The sequence below is a fragment of the Pseudoalteromonas sp. SMS1 genome (genome assembly GCF_021530565.1).
Classification (GTDB): Bacteria; Pseudomonadota; Gammaproteobacteria; order Enterobacterales; family Alteromonadaceae; genus Pseudoalteromonas.
In genome coordinates this window covers 26,650-47,889 of sequence record NZ_JAKGBI010000030.1, presented here as the reverse complement: position 1 = coordinate 47,889, position 21,240 = coordinate 26,650, and the positions used below count along the sequence as shown (strand labels likewise).

At 42.1% G+C, this 21,240-nt stretch carries 17 protein-coding genes; 9 read left to right on the top strand and 8 right to left on the bottom strand.

Annotated elements, in window-relative coordinates; all coding sequences use genetic code 11:
• The 3 genes from L1286_RS22600 to L1286_RS22590 all read left to right on the top strand — a co-directional run.
• A partial coding sequence (locus L1286_RS22600; protein ID WP_235409306.1) for a non-ribosomal peptide synthetase occupies window positions 1-2,218 on the top strand: 2,218 nt, incomplete at its 5' end.
• 49 nt (window positions 2,219-2,267) lie between these two features.
• Window positions 2,268-3,824: a flavin-containing monooxygenase gene (locus L1286_RS22595; RefSeq protein ID WP_235409305.1), complete on the top strand. Its 1,557-nt coding sequence runs from the start codon at window positions 2,268-2,270 to the stop codon at window positions 3,822-3,824.
• Window positions 3,825-3,846: 22 nt separating this feature from the next.
• On the top strand, window positions 3,847-4,845 hold the full coding sequence (locus tag L1286_RS22590) for a cupin-like domain-containing protein (protein ID WP_235409304.1): 999 nt from the start codon (window positions 3,847-3,849) through the stop codon (window positions 4,843-4,845).
• Window positions 4,846-4,917: 72 nt separating this feature from the next.
• Here L1286_RS22590 and mnmE read toward each other — a convergent pair whose 3' ends face one another.
• A complete protein-coding gene (mnmE, locus tag L1286_RS22585) occupies window positions 4,918-6,282 on the bottom strand; it encodes a tRNA uridine-5-carboxymethylaminomethyl(34) synthesis GTPase MnmE (RefSeq protein ID WP_235409303.1) in 1,365 nt (454 codons plus the stop codon).
• Window positions 6,283-6,407: 125 nt separating this feature from the next.
• Here mnmE and L1286_RS22580 point away from each other — a divergent pair, with 125 nt between their 5' ends.
• Window positions 6,408-8,576: a winged helix-turn-helix domain-containing protein gene (locus L1286_RS22580; protein ID WP_235409302.1), complete on the top strand. Its 2,169-nt coding sequence runs from the start codon at window positions 6,408-6,410 to the stop codon at window positions 8,574-8,576.
• Here L1286_RS22580 and L1286_RS22575 read toward each other — a convergent pair.
• The 7 genes from L1286_RS22575 to rpmH form a co-directional block, all read right to left on the bottom strand.
• The gene (locus tag L1286_RS22575) at window positions 8,568-9,320 is read right to left on the bottom strand and encodes a TlpA family protein disulfide reductase (protein ID WP_235409301.1); all 753 of its coding nucleotides are present in this window, start codon (window positions 9,318-9,320) and stop codon (window positions 8,568-8,570) included. The genes L1286_RS22580 and L1286_RS22575 overlap by 9 nt on opposite strands.
• Window positions 9,320-9,772 carry a TlpA disulfide reductase family protein gene (locus L1286_RS22570; protein ID WP_235409300.1) on the bottom strand — a complete coding sequence of 151 codons (453 nt, stop codon included), beginning with the start codon at window positions 9,770-9,772 and terminating at the stop codon, window positions 9,320-9,322. Before L1286_RS22570 ends, L1286_RS22575 begins: the two co-directional genes overlap by 1 nt.
• A 22-nt stretch (window positions 9,773-9,794) precedes the next feature.
• Window positions 9,795-10,466 (bottom strand): cytochrome c biogenesis protein CcdA, encoded by a 672-nt coding sequence (locus L1286_RS22565; protein WP_235409299.1) that lies wholly within the window; start codon window positions 10,464-10,466, stop codon window positions 9,795-9,797.
• 355 nt (window positions 10,467-10,821) lie between these two features.
• Window positions 10,822-12,453: a membrane protein insertase YidC gene (gene yidC / locus L1286_RS22560; RefSeq protein WP_235409298.1), complete on the bottom strand. Its 1,632-nt coding sequence runs from the start codon at window positions 12,451-12,453 to the stop codon at window positions 10,822-10,824.
• Between the two features lie 8 nt (window positions 12,454-12,461).
• Window positions 12,462-12,725: a membrane protein insertion efficiency factor YidD gene (yidD, locus tag L1286_RS22555; RefSeq protein WP_235409308.1), complete on the bottom strand. Its 264-nt coding sequence runs from the start codon at window positions 12,723-12,725 to the stop codon at window positions 12,462-12,464.
• A gap of 148 nt (window positions 12,726-12,873) precedes the next feature.
• Window positions 12,874-13,287: a ribonuclease P protein component gene (rnpA, locus tag L1286_RS22550; RefSeq protein WP_235409297.1), complete on the bottom strand. Its 414-nt coding sequence runs from the start codon at window positions 13,285-13,287 to the stop codon at window positions 12,874-12,876.
• Between the two features lie 5 nt (window positions 13,288-13,292).
• Window positions 13,293-13,427 (bottom strand): 50S ribosomal protein L34, encoded by a 135-nt coding sequence (gene rpmH / locus L1286_RS22545; RefSeq protein ID WP_005492430.1) that lies wholly within the window; start codon window positions 13,425-13,427, stop codon window positions 13,293-13,295.
• A 682-nt stretch (window positions 13,428-14,109) separates the two neighbouring features.
• On the opposite strand from rpmH, the gene dnaA reads away from it, so the two are divergent.
• From dnaA to glyQ, 5 genes are all read left to right on the top strand, one after another.
• A complete protein-coding gene (gene dnaA, locus L1286_RS22540; protein WP_235409296.1) occupies window positions 14,110-15,516 on the top strand; it encodes a chromosomal replication initiator protein DnaA in 1,407 nt (468 codons plus the stop codon).
• 10 nt (window positions 15,517-15,526) lie between these two features.
• Window positions 15,527-16,630 (top strand): DNA polymerase III subunit beta, encoded by a 1,104-nt coding sequence (dnaN, locus tag L1286_RS22535; RefSeq protein ID WP_235409295.1) that lies wholly within the window; start codon window positions 15,527-15,529, stop codon window positions 16,628-16,630.
• Between the two features lie 18 nt (window positions 16,631-16,648).
• Complete coding sequence (gene recF, locus L1286_RS22530; RefSeq protein ID WP_235409294.1) at window positions 16,649-17,737, top strand: DNA replication/repair protein RecF; 1,089 nt, start codon at window positions 16,649-16,651, stop codon at window positions 17,735-17,737.
• 12 nt (window positions 17,738-17,749) lie between these two features.
• Window positions 17,750-20,167: a DNA topoisomerase (ATP-hydrolyzing) subunit B gene (gyrB, locus tag L1286_RS22525; protein WP_235409293.1), complete on the top strand. Its 2,418-nt coding sequence runs from the start codon at window positions 17,750-17,752 to the stop codon at window positions 20,165-20,167.
• 172 nt (window positions 20,168-20,339) lie between these two features.
• Window positions 20,340-21,239, top strand: coding sequence for a glycine--tRNA ligase subunit alpha (glyQ, locus tag L1286_RS22520; protein ID WP_235409292.1), 900 nt, complete (start codon window positions 20,340-20,342; stop codon window positions 21,237-21,239).
• Window position 21,240: the final 1 nt, after the last annotated feature.

Here is a 21,240-nt window from a genome sequence, read left to right as displayed (position 1 = left end):
GGTTGTTGCGCAGCTACAGCAATGTGAGACAGAGAACCGCAAGGTTGCAGGGCTACAATCCACTTCTCTTGCGTATGTGATTTACACTTCTGGGTCAACCGGCAAGCCAAAAGGGGTGATGATAGAACACTGTAATACCATTGCTCTTTTGAGTTGGGCACAGCAGTGCTTTGGGCCAGATGAACTTAAGTGCGTCCTCGCATCCACGTCAATTTGTTTCGACCTCTCTGTATTTGAGTGCTTTGCTCCGTTGTCGGTAGGTGGAGAAGTGGTAATTGTTCAGAATATTCTGGAGTTACCTAATTTGGAGCACTCCCAATGTTTGACCCTAATAAATACCGTACCGTCGGCTGCTGAGTCACTACTTAACGTAACAGGATTGTGTTTTGACAATATGGTGATCAATTTAGCAGGAGAACCTTTAAAACAGAATCTCGTAGATAAGTTATATGATGCGGGTTTCATAACAGTAAATGACTTATATGGACCATCTGAAGATACAACCTATTCAACCTTCGTTACACGTACATATGGCGGAGACATGAGTATTGGAAAACCGATAGCGAATACACAATGCTACGTACTCAACGACAGGTCACTGGCTCCTTTCGGCACCTCTGGAGAGCTATATATTAGTGGTGCAGGGGTTGCCAGAGGGTATTTGAATGACCCTGAATTAACCGCGGATAAGTTCATAGATAACCCTTATTACAACAGTCATGACACCAATAGCTTTGAGCGTCTTTATAAGACAGGTGATATCGTACGCTATTTACCTAATGGGAATCTAAAATACATAGGACGTATTGATTATCAAGTTAAAATTCGAGGGTTCCGGATTGAGCTTGGTGAAATTGAGCAGCAGCTTCTTTCATACAGTGATATCGAAAATGTAACGGTTGTTGCTTCTAACTTGGAAGGAGGAGCTCAGTATTTAGCCGCTTATGTTACTCACACCGACGCGGTTCAAATAAATGCAGATGAGGACAAATTACGAAGCTTCGTGGACACTATTAGGGATCGTCTCGCTCGGGATGTTCCTTCTCACATGGTACCAGCAGCTTTCATTGTACTTCCGCATTTACCTTTGACTCCCAATGGTAAAATTGATCGGGCTGCGCTACCAGCGCCTAGTCAGGCGTTTCAAAAAAATTCTCGAGTTGAGCCGACAACAGAGACAGAAAAGTCATTGTGCAATATATGGAAAGACGTATTGGGAGTCGAACAGCTAGGAATTACGGACAACTTTTTCGATCTGGGTGGTCATTCGCTGTTGATATTACCACTAGTTAAGAGGTTGGTAGAAAACAACCTTCCTAGTTTAGAGATACAGGATCTATATCAAGGAAAAAATATTCAACAAATCGCAAGATCTATTGATGAAAAAAGGAATGCAAAGAAGGCGCATACTTCCACGATTGTAAACTTGAACGACAGTCAGGCCGCGGCAAAAGTATTCGCAATTCATCCGATATTAGGACATGTAGACCCGTATAAAGAATTTGCCCATGCTTTGAGAAAGCATGCAACGGTGTACGGTATTCAATCTCCTTGTATTGCTGGTGAGGAATTTAGGTTCAACTCAATGTTAGAGCTGGCTCAATTATATTTGAATGATATTCGGGCGGTTCAGCCCAAAGGGCCTTATCGAATTATGGGATGGTCAGCAGGTGGGTTAATAGCATTCTACCTGATCCACCTAATACAACAGCAAGGAGATGTTGTTGAATATTACATGAATTTGGATTCGGAAGTTCCTTTTGATGGTACGAAATTAACGCGCAACCAATCTCTGTTCTACTTTTTTGAGCAATTATCCTACGATTGCTTATCAGAACGAGAGTTGGAACAAGTGAAAGTACAGATTGAAGAAAGTGGATCAGAGCAAATCGCAATTGATATGTGTGCTGAATACTTACAGAGCGCAGGGAAGGATATTTTTGAGAGCTTCAAGTTTAACAAGCTGATTCTACAAGCTGGGACAGATTATTTTAGCGCTGAAAGGCCTGTCGTTAAGTTAGATGGAGTTGCTCGAACCGATATTATCGTTTCAAAAAATAAACCTGAAAAAGAAAGATATGAAGCATCTTGGCGCGAACGAGTACAAGGTGATGTCAGCTTTACTAGAGTGTCTGCTTGCCATGAAGAATTATTGGAAGGTGACGTTCTCAAACTTGCCATCGGCAAAGTTCTAGAGGGTTTAACCTTGATGGCTTAGTCATCAAGTGATCTAAATTAAATTACTGAATTAGAAGGAAGTAAAACTAATGGTAAGTAAAAAAGTATGCGTTGTTGGGGCTGGCTTATCAGGCTTATGTACAGTAAAAGAATTGAAAGAAAAGGGACACCAAGTAACTTGCTTCGAAGCCTCTTCATCTGTTGGGGGGAGTTTTTCCTCAGATGCTAAGTCAAGTAAGGTATATGATTCTTTGCTTTTGACTGTGTCGAATTTCTTCATGGCATATTCTGGCTTTCCTATTGATGTAAAGGAGAAAAGACGTTATTGGTCTGCGACCGAGTACCTTTCCTATCTAGATCGTTATGTTGAACACTTTATGCTTTCTGAAAGTATTTTACTCAACACTATGGTGCAAAACATTGAGAAAATTGAAAATAGTTACAATGTAGAAGTGCAAACAGAGCTCGGAAAAGTCAAGTCTTTGCAGTTTGATGCTGTCGTAATTTGTACAGGCACTAACCGGGTCCCTTATATGCCTGAAGTGTTGGGAGCAGCCGACTTTCAAGGGGAAATATTACATACTGCTGATTATACTGAGCCTAGCAGATTTGCAGGTAAGCGTGTTGTATGTGTCGGTGCAGGGGAATCTAGCGCTGACATAATCCATGATATTGCAAATGTTGCTGATGATTGCTCTGTATTGATGCGCTCAAAACCATCAATAGTTGCTCGTTGGATAAATGACGAAACCAACGATGCCTATACTTCTCTGGCGTTTAGTGCTTTGGGCCGTAAAGGAATGAATGCATTTATGCGCTTGAAAGCTAAATCTTTGCTTTTAACAAAACGCAAGTTGTCTAAAAAAGAGAAGATACAATATCAATGGCAGCTTGATAGCCCTGGTTTTATGAATCGGTTTTTGACTAAAAATGATGTTTTTCTTGATGATATAGCAAACGGGCATTTAAAAGCGATTAAGTCCGAAATCAAAAATATTACAAAGGACGCTGTTGAGCTTGTGGACGGCACAAGTATCAAAGCTGATGTGATAATCTTTAATACAGGATATCGACAAGAATTTTCTATTATCGATTCTATTGTGCAGCCCAGCGATTTCCGAGATCTATATAAACACATGTTTCACCCAGAAATAGGTGAGAGCTTAGCCTTTATCGGATGGGCTCGCCCTTCTCAAGGGGGAGTTCCTTCTATTTCTGAAATGCAAGCTCGCTATTTGGCACAGTTACTTTCTGGTGAAAGAACATTGCCACAAGGTCAGGCTTTGCATGTGGAAATTAATAAAGATAAAGACATAGAAAGCAAGCACTTTAAAGATAGTCCCGCTTTAACTAGTTTGGTTGATTACCACGACTACATGAAGTCACTATCAAACCTGATAGGGTGTAGACCCAAAGTGAATGTCTTATTTGCGCCACGGCTGACCTACAAAATGATATTTGGATGTCACCTCTCTAACTTTTATCGTCTCAATGGCCCTGGAGAGAATAGAAAAGAAGCGATCAAGATTATTAAGGGATTACCGACAGCCAGTTCCCTACGCCGTAATACTTGGATAGCAATACTGTTTTTGTTTTTCAAGTTGAAGCCAAGTAAAGCCCAACTTCAATCGGGCAAAGTAAACTAACTATAAACTAAGAAAATTGTTAATGGATGAGCAAAGCGAATATTTGCTTTGCCGTCACGTAAAGGATGTAATTTATATGAATAAATTGAATTGTTTCTATGATTGGGCTGCACCTAGACAAGCGCTTTCTGTTGTAACTGAAATGTCAGTAGATGTGTTTGAGCAGCAAGAATTCAAACCTTTTATTTTTGAAAATCCGACGGTAAGCAAAGAATGTGACAATCTGCTTTCTACTTTACACGACGGTAAAATGGGGCAGGAGAACGTCGAGGTATATGTTTCTGCTGATGGAACCTTTCCTGGTGGGACAATGCCTGAGGGCCAAAATAATCATTCTTGGAAATCCATGACTCTGAAAGAGTGTATGCAGCGAATGAAGGGGGAGTTCGGAAGTTACTTTCATAATAAGGATGAAAAATATTATATTTATCAAGGTCATGAAAATTTGTTAACTTACCTTCCAGATGCCATTGATATTACTCGCTATATACCAGGTGGCAATGTAAGCTCAAAGAACTTTTGGCTCAGTAGTCCTGGGAACATAACTCCAATTCACTACGATATGGGGGATAACTTATTGCTTCAGTTAATGGGAAGAAAGAAAGTTTTAGTATGGTCGCCGAGCAATTATGAACGTTTAAGCCTCAACCCGATGGGCGGGTTACACAACCGCCAAAGTACAATTGATCATTCAAATTGCCGTGGTGATGCTGAGAAAGTGCTGGAGAACTTGCCAGTGTATGAACATTATCTTGAAGCTGGTCAGGCACTGTATATTCCTTTTGGTTGGGCTCATGCAGTGCAAACAGAGACATTGTCTGTTTCGGTAAATTATTGGTGGGATGCTGATTTTATGTCGACGTTGATGCAGACTATGCAAGCGCCTATTCCAGCAGAAGAAAAAGAAATGCAAATTGCAGGTAGCATTGGCAGAGTAAGGCCTGAGTTACTTGGTATGCTGGAAGGTATGAAAAAAGATGGTAGCATTCAGCATATAATGGGTGAGCTTGCAGCGAGTTAGATGCTCAATAAATAGAGTACAAACAAGCAAACCAACCAATGGCACTGTTGGTTTGCTTGTCAAGGAAGTACATCACTTACCGATACAGAATGAACTAAAGATCTTTCCGAGCAGATCATCAGACGTAAATTCGCCCGTAATCTCATTGAGATACTGCTGTGTCAAACGTAGTTCTTCCGCTAAAATTTCACCTGCTACATGCATTTCTAGCTGTGTTTGACCGATTTCCAAATGTGTTGCAGCATGTTCAAGTGCATCTAAGTGTCTGCGACGGGCCATAAAGCCGCCTTCGTTCGCACCGGTAAATCCAATGCATGCTTTCAGATGCTCGCGCAGCGTATCAACGCCAGTATTGGTTTGTGCACTAAGTCGCAGTACTGGATAGTTGCCCTGTTTGCACAGGCCTTGCTGTTCATTGCACAGGTCGATTTTATTGCGGATCACGGTGATCTCCATACCTGAGGGTAATTTTTCCATAAACTCTGGCCAGATCTTCAGTGGATCCGTTTCAAGTGTTTGGGTACCATCGACCATGAATAATACGTGATCGGCACCGCTTATTTCTTCCCATGCACGCTCGATACCGATTTGTTCAACTTTATCAGGGCTTTCGCGTAATCCTGCGGTGTCAATGATGTGTAGTGGCATACCATCGATGTGGATGTGTTCACGTAGTACGTCTCGCGTGGTGCCTGCGATGTCAGTTACGATGGCAGCTTCACGACCAGCCAGCGCATTTAATAAAGAAGACTTACCTGCATTCGGACGTCCCGCAATGACAACACGCATCCCTTCACGCATGATGCTGCCTTGTTTCGCTTGTTGTCTTACTTCTGCCAATTGGGCGATGATGGCTTGTAAGTCACCGGCGACTTTACCATCTGAGAGAAAGTCGATTTCCTCATCGGGAAAATCGATCGCGGCCTCAACATACATACGTAAGTGGATGACTTGCTCCACCAGCACATTGATATGCTTAGAGAAATCTCCTTGTAAGGAGTGAAGGGCGCTCTTAGCTGCTTGTTCGCTAGTTGCGTTGATCAGATCGGCAATTGCTTCAGCTTGCGTTAAATCTAGCTTATCGTTCATGAATGCACGTTCTGAAAACTCGCCGGGCTTGGCGAGTCGGACGCCTTCAATTTGACTGATTTCTTTAAGCAGCATATCAATCACAACTGGGCCGCCATGGCCTTGTAACTCTAGTACATCTTCACCTGTGAATGAGTTTGGACCTTGGAAGAATAGGGCGATGCCTTGATCGAGTTGCTCACCAGCTAAGGTATTAAATGGCAGGTACTCGGCATACCGTGTTTTGGGAGACTTACCGAGAATTTTATCGGCAACGAGTTGCGCTTTGGCACCCGATATACGGATGATCCCCACACCACCGCGACCTGGAGCGGTGGCCTGAGCTGCTATGGTATCTTGTGCAATCATATTGACTCATGCTGAATGACAGTGTTCTGGCCTTAATTGTACAGCAATTGGCTTTTCTCAGGTATAGTGGAGCCCAACGAATAGTGATAATTACTCGAGATGTAAAGATAAGGACAATCTAAGCCGTGTTGTTATTCCGTCAGTTTCGATTCGACCCAGAGCGTTTAGCACTTTATCGTGGGCAGACAGCGATCAGTTTACGGCCCAAAGTTGCGCAGCTGCTCAACTATTTTCTAACTCACCCCAACCAACTAGTAAAAAGAGAGCAGTTATTAAATGCACTGTGGCAACATGGTGAGTTTCGAGAAGCTGCACTTAATCAAAGCATCACAGAGTTGCGTCATGCACTGCAAGATAATGCCAAAAGCCCCATTTATATTAAAACGCTGCCGCATCAGGGCTATGTGTGGATCTGTGCCGTAAAAGCTGACTCTAATAACAAAAGAAGGTTGGGCGTCAAAGCCGCGATTGGATTGGTTGCAATAGCATTATTGGGGGGCGTTTATAGCTATAAATCAGTATCTATACCACCTGCTCAATTACAAGAGAAAGCACAATTACTCATTCATCCAATGCAAAACCATACAGGCGTACAAGCCAATGCTTGGTGGGGATACGCCCTTGAAGGCACTTTGCGTGAGCGTCTCAAGACCAGTTTTCATTTGATCCCCAAAAGTCAGACCCCTGATTATTTGAATAAACCAGAAAAAGTCCCGCCACAGCAATTAGTTCTATCAATAAAGCCCATGCAGCAGCGCTATTTATTACAAGCAAGCATGGCAGGACGGCATGCTCAGGTACTGGTTGAGGAGCTTGATAATAACTTTATTGAGATTGCTGATAAATTGTTGGACTCGCTGACAACAAACACTTCACGCTCAGTTACTAAATTGAATAAGGTCAATGGATTAAGTGATTATTACCGAGGGGTTCAAGCGTTAAATGAACATGGGCCAATATTGGCAAAATCTTACTTCGAAGCGGCGTTAACCCAAACGCCTGATCATTTACCATCTCGGCTTGAATTAGCCCGTATTGCTTGGGGACAAGGGAACATACAACTTGCCAAGCATTACTTCAATGGTATAGATCTCCAAACAGCGCCTTACACTCTACGAGCTCGATATCACCTTTACTTGGGGACATTCCAAAAAGTACTTGGTGAATTTCAACGTGCACGATTGAGTGCGAAAAATGCATTGGTGATGGCTGAACAAAGTCAGCATATAGAGCTAATGGCTAGTACTTATCAGTTAATGGCTGATGTCGCTTGGAATACTTTACAATGGCAAGATTATACCCATGCAATGAGTGCTGCGCATGCGCTCATTGGCAGTCGTTCATTCGCGTATAGTGAAGCACAACGATCGTTTTATTTGGCCAATCCACCAGCTGCTGGACCGCAACAAAAAAATCTTGTGAACTTATCGCAAAGCAAAAAAGTACTAGAAGGTGCCATTCAGTATTACCGACAATCAGCACAACGCATTGAGCTCGCCAGAAGTTTATTTGCCTATGGACAAAATTATCTCGTGCCTGTGTCTGAAAGCGAGTCTAGCCTACTAGAAGCATTAGAAATTGCTAAGGAAAGTGGTGAACAATACCTTACTATGCAAGTGCTTACTTACTTAGGGTTTTACTATATTCAGCTTCATCAGGGTGAAAAAGCCCTTTATTACTTAGAGCAAGTTGCGCTCGTTCAGGCATTTAAACCTGCGCTTGAGCAGCTGAGTCTGCTAAAAGCCATGGCGTATATGGACATAGGTTTAACGACGAATCGACACACCGCGCTAAAAAGAGCACAACAGCTGTTTGAGTCTTTGCTATCTATAGACACGACGTCTGACACGGTACGTGCCAATGTGACTTTGTTGTTAGGGTGGGTAGCGCTGAAGCAAGGAGAAATAGACAAATCTCAAATGCTCACTAATGCGGCATTAGAAGCATATGAGGCCGGTGGGTTGAGTGATGCGATGAGCTATGCAAAGTATACGCAAATGTATATTTATTTGTTGCGTAATGAGCCTGACAAAGCGCTGAAGTTAATGGACTTAGATCGAGATAAAGAAGCACACTTAATGTTATTTTACTCGTCGGTTGCCGCGCATTTGACCAATGATGAACAGCTATTTGTCAAAACGCAGGAGATGCTGGGCAAACTGAATAATAGCCAAGCACTGCTTGATCAACTTGAACGATTTAAATATCAGTCACAAGGGGACGCCAAGCTCATCGCTGAGTTACTTGACGCGCCTTATAGTGTTTACTGCCAGAGTAAGTGGATCTTAGAGTGATAAATAGTACTTTTGCGGCACTTGGGCGCCGCGATAAATGACTTTGCCATTACCATCTTGTACTACCCAGTAAGGTAAGTCGGTTATTTCGAACTGAGTAAATAACTGATTTTGTGCATCGAAAACAATATGATGATTGATATTAAAGCGCTTTTTATAATCTTGAGCACTTTGTTCATCTACATAAAAGGGTTTGATGATGGTGAGTATGCTCTCAGGTTTGTGACGAGCTAACTCGTTGTTTTGTGCAATGCGGTGTTGGCAATCAGGGATATGTTGAAAAGGGCACAAACTGTCGCTAAAAAATAATACTCGATAGTCTTTTTGAATTTGCTGTTTACTCAAGGGTTTACCTGATAAGGTGGTCATTTTCTTATCTATCGCAGTATGGGTGGTGATGTGAGGTGCATGCAAGAGCGTCTCTTTGAGTAGGACATGACCATCTTTAATGATTACACGACTCGGTGTTTGTCTGATTTGATACTGAAACATAAGCTGGTTGTTGATATCGATGATCAGATTTTCAAACGCTGGGTATGCACTTTTGAACTGCGCTAAGCTTGCCTGGTCAATATTGATATCCGGCTGTATATAAGTGCGTTCTCCTTGTGCTTTTGGGAATGATGTGGCTTGGCTATACTCGTCCCAAATGTTAATAAAAACATATTCTTGGACTTGTGCATGGATTTTATACGCAATAATAAATAGCATAATAACGAATATTTTTAATGGTTGTATATACATTATTTAAGACCTCGTAAATGTGCTAATTTTTGTGCCAGTTGGTCAGTAAATAGCCCACTTCGATAGATCTCTTTACCTTGTGCATCAATTAAAATGTGCTGTGGTGTGCCAAGGACAGCGTATTGCCGTGTAATAGTGCCATCACTGTCGAAAACAGTAGGGAAGTTGTAATTGTGCTTGCCTAAGTAGCGCTTTACACCTTCAAGAGTTTGGTTAAAGCCAATATTGACGGATATAACTTGGTACGCGCCTTGGGCGTACTCATGGCTCTGTTGTAGTTTTGGCATTTCCTCCACACAGTATGCACACCAAGTTGCCCAAAACTTTAAATAGGTGACTTTGCCTTGTGTAAAGATGCGCTTCGAATCTAGTGTTTGGGTCTGTAGCGGCGCATATTGTTTGGCATGGATTGAGATACTGAATAAGCACAATAGAAGGAGAGGTATTTTCATTTTAATATCCTTAGTTGATGTATTAAAGCCAGCTTTTACCCGCCTGAATAAGAAAATATTGCGCCATTGCAATGAGAATGAGGCTGGTTAGAGTATTGGTATATGACAGCCATTTTCCGGATTTTGGGAGTTTGATAAGAACACGAGTACTTGTACCTGCAAGTAAAAGCAATGTGCTCATGCCCAAGGCAAAGCTAAATAACAACAGTGCTCCTACCGTTGGTTGCTGATGGGTGGCAACAAACATCAATAAGCCTCCCAGCACGGGGGACGTACAAGGAGCCGCAACTAGCGCACTGACCATGCCCATTACCAATGGAACTGAGCTTGGGTTTTTAAACTGGTGCATTGGCATTGATGGCATCGGGACAATTCCTTTGTTCAGTGCCGCAAAGTAAAGAAGGCCATTGGCAAATAGCAACAATACCCAAGGGTGAGTGGCAACTTGACCGAAAAGGTTGCCACTATAAGCGGCGATAAAGCCAAGAGCGGCATAGATGAGTGAAAACCCTGTGCAATATAATAAAGGGCCAATACGGGTATGTTTTCGTTGTGCAAAGGTCGCAATGGTGACGGGTAAAATTGGATAAACGCAAGGTGTAAAGCTGGTCAAAATACCAAGGATAAAAACCGTTGGTATTTGCCACCAGCCTATACCCGCGGTATTTAATGTATCTAATAAAAGAATTTCCATTATTTAAGAGGCTCATTGATTGGTTATGTCAGTGGCTATGATCTTCCTTCAAATCGCGAATTAGACCTATCAAAGCACTATCAAAACGGCATCAAAATTTATCAAGTGCATGTTATAAAAAGAAAGTTTTTTCAGAGGCTATTTTACCTAATGCTAGCTGAGGGACTTCGCCTAGTTTAAGGAGTTGGCATGTGTTGGTTTAGCCAGGCTATCATATAAGGCAATAAATGGGCGCTCACGTAAGTGGCTCTAAGTAATGAATATCTAGAGGCGGGAAGTTTACTTGTATGTACAACTACCGTACAAACAAAAAAGCCCGCAAAACTGCGGGCTTTTTTATCATTTTATCAGAAACTTAGTCGCGTACTTTAATTCCTTTTTTCTCCATGCCTCGGTAGATGATAAGCATCTGTGCGATAGAGATCAGGTTAGACACCAACCAGTAAAGAACCAGACCTGATGGGAACCAGATAAAGAAAATAGAGAACACGACAGGCATGTATGTCATCATCTTTTGCTGCATTGGATCGGTGATAGTCATCGGCTGAAGCTTTTGAGTCAAGAACATACTTGCACCAAATAAAATGGGCAGCACATAGTACGGATCCATTGCAGACAAATCTGTTAACCACAGTCCAAATTCAGCGTGACGTAGCTCTGTTGACTCTAAGAATACATAGAACAGAGCAAGGAAGATTGGCATTTGTAGCAACAGAGGGAAGCAGCCCCCCATTGGGTTTACTTTCTCTTTGCGGTACATTTCCATCATTGCTTGACCGAACTTCTGACGATCGTCTCCATAACGTTCTTTCAGTTGCTGCATCTTTGGCTGTAATGCACGCATTTTTGCCATGGATGTGTACTGTGCTTTTGTCAGTGGGTAAAGCAAAGTTTTAACAAGAATGGTAATACCGATGATAGATAGACCCCAGTTGCCAAGCACGCCATATAGCATCTTCAGTAATACTAATAGTGGTTGGGAAATAAAGAATAACCAGCCGTAGTCTACAGTAAGGTGTAAATCTTCGTGGATAGCTTTAAGCGTATCCAGATCTTTGGGGCCCATGTAGTAAATTGCAGATAGTTTGGCGTCTGAATTAGCCTGGATATTCACAGGTTCACTTTTAACACCAATGATACCTTGGCCGTTTCTAAGCGACGTGTAGATGGTATTGTTGACATCTTGCTGTGGTACCCATGCACTTACAAAGTAATGCTGGATAAACGACACATAACCGCCTAATGTATTTTCGTTTAGGTTAGACTTAGCCATATCATCAAAAGAGTACTTCTCATATGGCTCGTCCTGAGTACCGTATGCCGTACCTAAGTATGTTTGATCAACCATACTGTCTTTGTCTTGTGCCGAACGCTTGATTTGCGTGTACAGTTGAACTTGTACAGGATTCTCAGTGGCATTGACGACATCGTACTCCATGGAGACATCATATTTACCGGCTTTAAATACATACGTTTTAGTAAACTGTATGCCTTTGTTGTCGATATAGGTTAATGGTATACGAAGTTCATCACCTGACAATGTGTAAGCACTTTGCTCTGTCTGATAAACCGGACGACCTGCACTTGATGCATCTGGGCCATTCAGACCAATCAAACCACTTTGCGCTAGGTACTGCTTGCCATCAAATTCACCTAGAAGTAGGTAAGGTATATCGCTACCATGCGTTTCTGCATGTTGAAGTAGCTTGGCTTCAACAATGTCACCACCTTTTGTATCGATTTTTACAGCTAGTACGTCAGTTGTTACGGTAATAACTGAGCGAACAGCTTGAGTTTGTGCAACCGGTACATCCGCTTCGCTTGAAGCCGGAATATCCGCTTGATCGGTATTTGAAGGTGAAGTGGCCACTTGCGTGACAGCACTGGGCTCGGCCTTGCTTTGAGCTTGCTCGTCTTGCCATTCACTGAATAGCAAAAACGACACCAAAAGCAATCCGATCAATAAAAACGTGCGTTGCGATTCCATAACAGCTCTTATTTCTCGTGTTGTTTATCTTGATTCGATTTCTCAGGGACGGGGTCATCCCCACCTGCGCTTAAAGGGTGACATTTTAATATGCGTTTAACCGCTAACCAACTCCCTTTTGCAATTCCGTGTAAATTAATTGCCTGAATTGCATAACTTGAGCATGTTGGGTTGAATCGGCAATGAGGCCCAAGCATTGGACTGATAAATTTTTGATAACCTCGAATAAGGCTTATCAACAATTTACGTATTACCAACAGCGGATAATCCACAAGTCGTTTACTCTCACTCTTTGTCTTCAAGGCGTGTTTCATAGTTGCGAGATAGACTCGTAGTAGAGTGATTAAAAGGTGAGCTAACCTTACATTAATTAGCTTAAAATAGCCATGATTGGTCGATTATTGGCACGCAAATGTCGCGTTATTTTTTCGCTTTGTTATGCGTAGGGCGCCTTTTATGTGGCTTGGGTTTGGGGGCGCCAGGTTTACAACGTTCGTTGATTTTACGCCAAAGTTTATTAAGCTGTTTTGTAAGCTCTTCATTGCTTTGCTCGTCTACGCCGGTTTTAACCATCAAAACAATATCGATGTTATCAAGTTTGTGGCGATTCAGACGAAAACTTTCACGTGCAAGGCGCTTAATGCGGTTACGTTGACATGCTTTTTTACAGCGTTTTTTTGCAACAGTAAGTCCGAGACGTGGATGACCAACATCATTGGGTTTAGCCAGAAGAGTAAATACAGGTGTTGCTGCGCGAGCAGGTTCTTGAAATATACGGGAGTAATGCGAGGGAGTTAACAGACGTAACTCCCTGCTGAAGCCTAAACCTTCCACTTATATTAAGCAGATAGTTCTTTACGGCCTTTAGCACGACGACGTGCTAGTACTTTACGGCCATTTTTAGTAGCCATGCGAGCACGGAAACCGTGAGTACGCTTGCGCTTAAGTACGCTTGGTTGAAAAGTTCTTTTCATAACTAATCCATCCGATCGGTTAAAGTTAAAACATCCTATGCAGGTCGCGATCCTGGCACAGGTGCCATTGCGAGCGCGAGATATTAAAGCTGATACGCGTGAAAGTCAATCATATTTGTATCGATAAGCTTATTTTATAGCCTAAATGGGTGAAATTAAATGTCTGCTATATAAGAGGGGATTTGTAAGACACTCAAAAGGGGACGTGGCGAGTGGTGTATAAAGTAGATCAATGTGTCGGATCATGTGGGGTGATCGCACGAGTCAGATCGTGATCATTCGCTTGTGGATCAAGTGTGTTGATCTTGGGTAGGTTTTCCACAAGGCTTGGGTGAAAATTGGCAACATCCTCTGGAAAACTAAAATTGATCTCATTTTTTAGGTGAGATCGTGGCGTTTTTTTGATAAGATCTTTGTAAATAAGTGAAAATAAAAATCCATATAAAACATGTGTTTAAGTTTTTTTGTGGATGAGATCTTGTTTTTTAAAAAAGTCAATATTGATGTTGTGGATAAGATCACTTCATAATACTCGGCTTCCACCTGTGAATAATTGATAATATACAAACTTTTCCGTCGATCTTTGAGTTAGCTGTGAATAACTCTGTTGGTTACTTTGTAAATAAAAAAGTAACGCAACATGTATTGATGTACGGGAATAATAACTATTTCGGAGCGCAATGTGTATCTGTCGGTTTGGCAAAGTTGTTTATATGTTTTGCAAGATGAACTGCCGTCTCAGCAGTTCAATATGTGGGTTAGACCACTACAAGCAGAAAGTACCGAAGATACTTTAACCATCTATGCACCAAATCGTTTTGTGTTAGATTGGGTTCGAGAAAAGTACTTAAATCGAATAAATGAATTACTGATTGAGATTTGTGGTGATGAGGCGCCTGAATTGCGTTTTGACGTGGGCAGCAAGCCGATGGCACAAGCACAGCCACATGTCTCAGTCGAAACACATGCAGGAGAAGCACCAGCACAGTCTCCTCAAGTCGCGACGAGAAGTGCAGCACAATCACCAGTTAGTGAAACCAAAGTTGAGCCAGCTCCGAAATCCAGCGTGAAGTCAAACATCAAAGAGAATTACACCTTTGATAATTTTGTCGAGGGTAAATCAAACCAATTGGCAAAAGCGGCAGCTACCCAAGTAGCTGATAACCCAGGCTCGGCGTTTAACCCTGTATTTATATACGGTGGCACGGGCTTAGGTAAAACGCACTTATTGCATGCAGTTGGAAATGGCATTATTGACAAAAAGCCAGATGCTAAAATTGTTTATATGCACTCTGAGCGCTTCGTGCAAGATATGGTAAAAGCATTGCAAAATAATGCCATTGAAGATTTTAAGCGTTACTATCGTAGTGTTGATGCATTAATGATTGATGACATTCAATTCTTTGCAAATAAAGAGCGTTCTCAAGAAGAATTTTTCCATACATTTAACGCATTGCTTGAAGGCAACCAACAAATTATTTTAACGTCGGACAGGTACCCAAAAGAAATAGAGGGTGTTGAAGACCGGTTGAAATCTCGTTTTGGTTGGGGTTTAACGATCGCAATTGAGCCGCCTGAACTTGAAACGCGTGTGGCTATTTTGATGAAAAAGGCTCAGCAAAGTAACATCAATTTACCACATGAAGTGGCATTTTTCATCGCGAAGAAACTCCGCTCCAATGTGCGTGAATTAGAAGGGGCATTGAACCGCGTAATTGCCAATGCTAATTTCACTGGTCGACCAATCTCCATTGAGTTTGTTAAAGAGGCTCTACGCGATTTATTGGCATTGCAGGATAAGTTAGTCACGATTGATAATATTCAACGTACAGTCGCTGAGTATTACCGTATTCGTGTGTCTGATTTATTGTCAAAACGCCGAAGTCGCTCTGTGGCTCGTCCAAGGCAAGTCGCAATGGCGTTATCGAAAGAATTAACGAATCACAGTTTACCTGAAATCGGTGATGCGTTTGGTGGCCGTGACCACACCACGGTATTGCACGCGTGCCGTAAAGTAAAAGAGCTTCGTGAAGAAAGTCACGAAGTAAAAGAAGATTATCAAAACTTGATCAGAACATTGTCATCTTAAGGGTTAAGTGATGCAAATAACGATAGTAAGAGAACAGTTTTTAAAGCCGTTAATGCAAGTGTCAGGTGCGATTGAGCGTAAACACACACTACCTATATTATCTAATGTACTGCTAGAAGTGAAAAATGGTGTGCTCGCAATGACGGGCACCGATTTAGAAATTGAGTTAGTTGCCTCGGTCATTCTGCAAAACGATACCGCCGATGCCAAGCTAACTTTACCAGCGAAAAAGTTGCTGGATATTTGTAAGAGTTTACCTGACAGTTCGGAAATCAACTTGTCTACACAAGAGCACCAAGTGTTGTTGACCAGTGGTAAAAGTCGTTTCTCTTTGACTACGCTCGCGGCTGAAGATTTTCCTAATTTAGAAGAGTGGCAAGGGGAAGTTGAATTTAAACTTACCCGTATGGAGCTGCGCAAATTGCTTGAGGCGACTCACTTTTCTATGGCTAACCAAGATGTACGCTACTATTTAAATGGTATGTCATTTGAAGTAGAAGGTAATGAGATAAAAACCGTTGCGACCGATGGCCATAGATTAGCGATTGCGCAAAAGCAGATCGCTCAATCATTAGGTTCACAGCGTCAATTGATCATCCCCAGAAAAGGGGTGTTAGAGATTATGCGTTTATTGCCAGCTGATGATGAAGAATTGACTATACAATTCGGTGCTAATCATTTTCGCATCATAGATCAGGAAGTTATCTTTACCAGTAAGTTGGTAGATGGCCGTTTCCCTGATTATCGTCGAGTGTTACCTCGAGGTGGGGACAAAATTGTAACGGCAAATAGAGAGTGGTTACGCAGCGCTTTTCAACGTGTGTCTATTTTATCCAATGAAAAGTTCAGAGGGGTGCGGTTAAATCTCAGCAGTGGTGTGTTGAAGATCAGTGCGAATAACCCAGAACAAGAGCAAGCTGAAGAGACTGTTGAAGTGAATTATCAGGGTGATGACCTTGAAGTTGGGTTTAACGTTTCATATTTGTTGGATGTACTTAATACAATAAAAACTGAAGATGTTCAGTTTACGTTGGCGGATTCAAACAGCAGTGCGTTGATTGAGGGCGCTGACGAAGAAGACGCAATGTATGTCGTAATGCCAATGCGTTTATAAGTAAAAGTAGCGCTCTGAATGAGTTTGACACATATTAGCCTCAATGATTTTCGCAATATTGAGGCACTCTCTTTTTCTCCCTCCAAAGATCTCAATCTAATTCTTGGCCAAAATGGCAGTGGTAAAACAAGCTTACTGGAAGCAATTTATTTTTTGTCTAATGGCCGCTCGTTTCGTACAAATAAGTACAAAATGATGATTCGCAGCGAGCAAGAAAAGTGTGTAGTTCATGGTAAAAAACAACTACATAACTTGTCTATACCAATCGGAATTAGTAAAAGCCAATGCGGTGAAACACAGTTAAGGATCCAAGGACAAGCAAGTCGAAAAATAGCTGAACTTGCTCAAATACTGCCTGTGCAGGTCATTACACCTGAAAGCTATGAGTTGTTTTTTGGTGGACCAAAAGAGCGGAGAAAATTCCTCGATCTTGGAGTGTTCCACGTGGAACATTTATTTTACGAAGTATGGAAAAACTTCAATAAGGTTCTAAAGCAGCGCAATGCACTGCTAAGAACCAAGCCCGCTAACTGCGTTGAACAAATTAAGTTTTGGGATAAGCAATTCATCGACCTAGCTGAACAAATAAATATCTATCGAAAAGCTTATATAAGTAGGTTTGAAGGCTATTTTTTTGATAAGATAGGGGGGATTAGCTCTATATTTGATGGCCTTGAAACTCGCTATGATGCGGGCTGGAAAGGGGAACTAAGTGAAGTACTTCAATCACAGCTAGAGCGAGACCTAAAACTTGGCTACACAAGTCGGGGTCCCCACAAAGCGGATTTTAATTTTAGGCTCCATGGACATAGTGTTGAAGGAATCATGTCCAGAGGACAATTAAAACTGCTTTTGTATGCGCTCAAAATTACGCAGAACAATCTGATTGAACAAGAAACTGATAAACAATCAATATTGCTAATCGACGATTTACCATCTGAGTTGAGCTCTGAAACATTAGAATGCGTTGCTAAATTATTGGCTAACTGCGATTCTCAACTGTTTATTTCAGCAATCAGCTCAGAAAGTTTAACGCCTGTTGTGGAACTTCTCGATAAAAAAATTGAGATGTTCCACGTGGAACATGGTCGTTTAATAACAAATTAATTGGAATTTACCATGTCTGATAATTATGATTCATCCAGTATTAAAGTACTGAAGGGATTGGACGCAGTAAGAAAGCGTCCAGGAATGTATATCGGCGACACTGATGATGGAACTGGATTACATCACATGGTCTTCGAAGTAGTTGATAACTCCATCGATGAAGCCTTAGCCGGGTACTGTGACGATATTTTTGTTACGATTCATACTGACGGCTCGGTCTCCGTAAGAGACAATGGTCGAGGAATACCTACCTCAATTCACCCAGAAGAAGGGGTATCTGCGGCAGAAGTTATTATGACTGTTCTGCACGCTGGTGGTAAATTCGATGATAATTCATATAAAGTTTCAGGTGGCCTACATGGCGTAGGTGTTTCTGTTGTTAATGCACTTTCTGAAAAACTACAATTAACTATCCGCCGAGATGGCCAAGTGCATCAACAAAAGTACACAATGGGTGTACCTGACGCGCCATTGGCTGTCATTGGTGAGGCAGAATCTACGGGGACAGAATTACGGTTCTGGCCAAGTCCAGAAACTTTTTCTGATACAAACTTCCACTATGACATTCTCGCTAAGCGCTTACGTGAGCTTTCATTTCTTAACTCTGGCGTAAGTATCATTCTTTCCGATGAGCGTGAAGACAATAAGAATGACCACTTCAAATATGAAGGTGGTATTCAAGCGTTTGTTGAATACTTAAACCGTAAAAAGACACCGGTTCATCAGCATGTGTTTCACTTTACCAGTGAGCGTGAAGATGGCATCAGCGTAGAAGTCTCTATGCAATGGAATGATGGCTTCCAAGAAAACATTTATTGCTTTACCAATAACATTCCTCAACGTGATGGTGGTACACACTTAGCTGGTTTCCGTGCGGCTTTAACAAGAACGTTAAACACCTATATGGAAAAAGAAGGGTTCAATAAAAAGAACAAAACCAGCGCAACGGGTGATGATGCCCGTGAAGGTCTAACTGCTGTGGTCAGTGTTAAGGTACCGGACCCTAAGTTTTCTTCTCAAACAAAAGACAAATTGGTATCAAGTGAAGTCAAAGGGGCTGTTGAACAAGCGATGGCTGAAAAGCTTAACGAGTTCCTATTAGAAAACCCTCAAGATGCGAAAACGGTCGTTAATAAAATTGTAGATGCAGCACGTGCCCGTGAAGCAGCTCGTAAAGCAAGAGAGATGACGCGCCGTAAAGGTGTTATGGATTTAGCTGGCTTGCCTGGCAAATTGGCTGACTGCCAAGAAAAAGATCCAGCACTTTCTGAACTGTACATCGTGGAGGGTGACTCGGCGGGTGGTTCTGCAAAGCAGGGCCGAAACCGTAAAAACCAAGCTATCCTGCCGCTAAAAGGTAAAATCTTGAATGTTGAGAAAGCGCGTTTTGATAAGATGCTTTCATCACAAGAGGTTGCGACGTTAATTACTGCACTAGGCTGTGGTATCGGTCGTGATGAGTACGATCCAGAAAAATTGCGCTATCACAGTATCATTATCATGACCGATGCGGACGTCGATGGTTCTCACATTCGTACACTGTTATTAACTTTCTTCTATCGCCAAATGCCAGAGATCATTGAGCGTGGGTACGTATATATTGCTCAGCCGCCACTTTATAAAGTTAAAAAAGGCAAACAAGAGCGTTATATCAAAGATGATCATGCGTTGACTGAATACTTAACGACACTTGCACTCGACGGTGCATCTCTTTATTCAAACGAAGGCGCAACAGGCATTGAAGGTAATCGCTTAGAAAATTTAGTACATGACTACCAAAAAACAGTTGATGTAATAGGTCGCTTAAAGCGTAAGTACCCAGGTACAATTATGAATCGCTTAGTGTATCAACCGGAGCTCGCTGAAGCTGATTTAACTGATGAGTCAAAAGTGACTGCATGGAGTGAGACACTCGTCGCTGACCTAATTAAGCATGACGATGATGCGACAATATTCTCGGCATCAGTTAGCTATGATGATGAGCGTCACATGTACTATCCAGTTGTGAATATTCGCCAGCATGGTGTTGATAAAGCACACACCTTGAATTATGACTTCATTACTTCTAAAGACTACGCGCGTATTGCTAACACTGGAAAGCAAATTGCGCACATTGTCGAGGAAGGTGGTTACATTCAACGTGGCGAGAAAACGCAGCCGATTAGCAGCTTTGTTGAAGGTCTTGATTGGTTAATCAATGAATCAAAACGTGGCTTGTATACACAACGTTATAAGGGTCTAGGCGAGATGAACCCAGATCAGTTGTGGGAAACAACGATGGACCCTGACGCTCGTCGAATGCTAAGAGTGACAATTGAAGATGCAATTGCTGCTGACCAATTGTTTGCGACTCTGATGGGGGATCAAGTTGAGCCTCGTCGTGACTTTATTGAGCAAAATGCACTGAGGGTTGTTAACCTAGATGTGTAATCTATGCGAATAGAAACAGCATAAAAAAGGAGGGGAAACCCTCCTTTTTTTCTTATAAATGCTTAATTCTGTGCACTGCACACGGTATACTGAGCATAATTTTCAATCATTGAAACTCAAGATAGTGCAGCTAACTTGAGTCCCATGTACCAAATAAATATAAAAGCCAACTATGCAAAAATATGATATCAAAACCTTCCAAGGGTTGATCCTGGCTTTACAGGACTATTGGGCACAGCAAGGCTGTGTAATTGCGCAACCACTGGATATGGAAGTTGGTGCGGGCACGTTCCACCCGATGACCTTCTTGAAATCAATTGGCCCTGAGCCAATGTCGAGCGCGTATGTTCAACCTTGTCGTCGTCCAACAGATGGTCGCTATGGTGAGAACCCGAATCGACTGCAGCACTACTATCAATTTCAAGTAGTGTTAAAGCCATCTCCAGACAACATCCAAGAGTTATATTTAGGTTCATTGGAAGCGTTAGGTATTGATACATTAACTCATGAAGTACGTTTTGTAGAGGATAACTGGGAGTCTCCGACTCTGGGGGCTTGGGGCCTTGGTTGGGAAGTCTGGCTAAATGGTATGGAAGTGACTCAATTTACTTACTTCCAACAAGTGGGCGGTATCGAATGCGCCCCCGTTACCGGTGAGATCACGTATGGTTTAGAGCGCCTAGCCATGTATATACAAGGTGTAGACAGTATCTATGATCTTGTTTGGACAGATGGTCCTATGGGACGTGTCACTTATGGTGACGTATTCATGCAAAATGAAATCGAACAGTCTACATACAACTTTGAACATGCTGATGTTGATGCGTTATTCACGCAATTCGACCAATGTGAAAAGGAAAGCCAAAAGCTGATCGAAGCAGGTTTACCACTCCCTGCCTATGAACAAGTGATGAAAGCGTCACATGCTTTCAATCTATTAGATGCGCGTCATGCAATCTCTGTTACAGAGCGTCAGCGTTACATACTTCGTGTACGCGCGCTGTCTAAAGCATGTGCTCAAGCTTATTTTGAGGCACGTGAAGCACTTGGTTTCCCGCTTTGTAAGGACTGAA

Coding starts and splice junctions, on each gene's coding strand:
- L1286_RS22595 (WP_235409305.1), top strand. CDS start 2,268: ATGGTAAGTAAAAAAGTATGCGTTGTTGGGGCTGGCTTATCAGGCTTA.
- L1286_RS22590 (WP_235409304.1), top strand. CDS start 3,847: ATGGATGAGCAAAGCGAATATTTGCTTTGCCGTCACGTAAAGGATGTA.
- mnmE (WP_235409303.1), bottom strand. CDS start 6,282: ATGATTGCACAAGATACCATAGCAGCTCAGGCCACCGCTCCAGGTCGC.
- L1286_RS22575 (WP_235409301.1), bottom strand. CDS start 9,320: ATGTATATACAACCATTAAAAATATTCGTTATTATGCTATTTATTATT.
- L1286_RS22570 (WP_235409300.1), bottom strand. CDS start 9,772: ATGAAAATACCTCTCCTTCTATTGTGCTTATTCAGTATCTCAATCCAT.
- L1286_RS22565 (WP_235409299.1), bottom strand. CDS start 10,466: ATGGAAATTCTTTTATTAGATACATTAAATACCGCGGGTATAGGCTGG.
- yidC (WP_235409298.1), bottom strand. CDS start 12,453: ATGGAATCGCAACGCACGTTTTTATTGATCGGATTGCTTTTGGTGTCG.
- rpmH (WP_005492430.1), bottom strand. CDS start 13,427: ATGAAAAGAACTTTTCAACCAAGCGTACTTAAGCGCAAGCGTACTCAC.
- dnaN (WP_235409295.1), top strand. CDS start 15,527: ATGCAAATAACGATAGTAAGAGAACAGTTTTTAAAGCCGTTAATGCAA.
- recF (WP_235409294.1), top strand. CDS start 16,649: ATGAGTTTGACACATATTAGCCTCAATGATTTTCGCAATATTGAGGCA.
- gyrB (WP_235409293.1), top strand. CDS start 17,750: ATGTCTGATAATTATGATTCATCCAGTATTAAAGTACTGAAGGGATTG.
- glyQ (WP_235409292.1), top strand. CDS start 20,340: ATGCAAAAATATGATATCAAAACCTTCCAAGGGTTGATCCTGGCTTTA.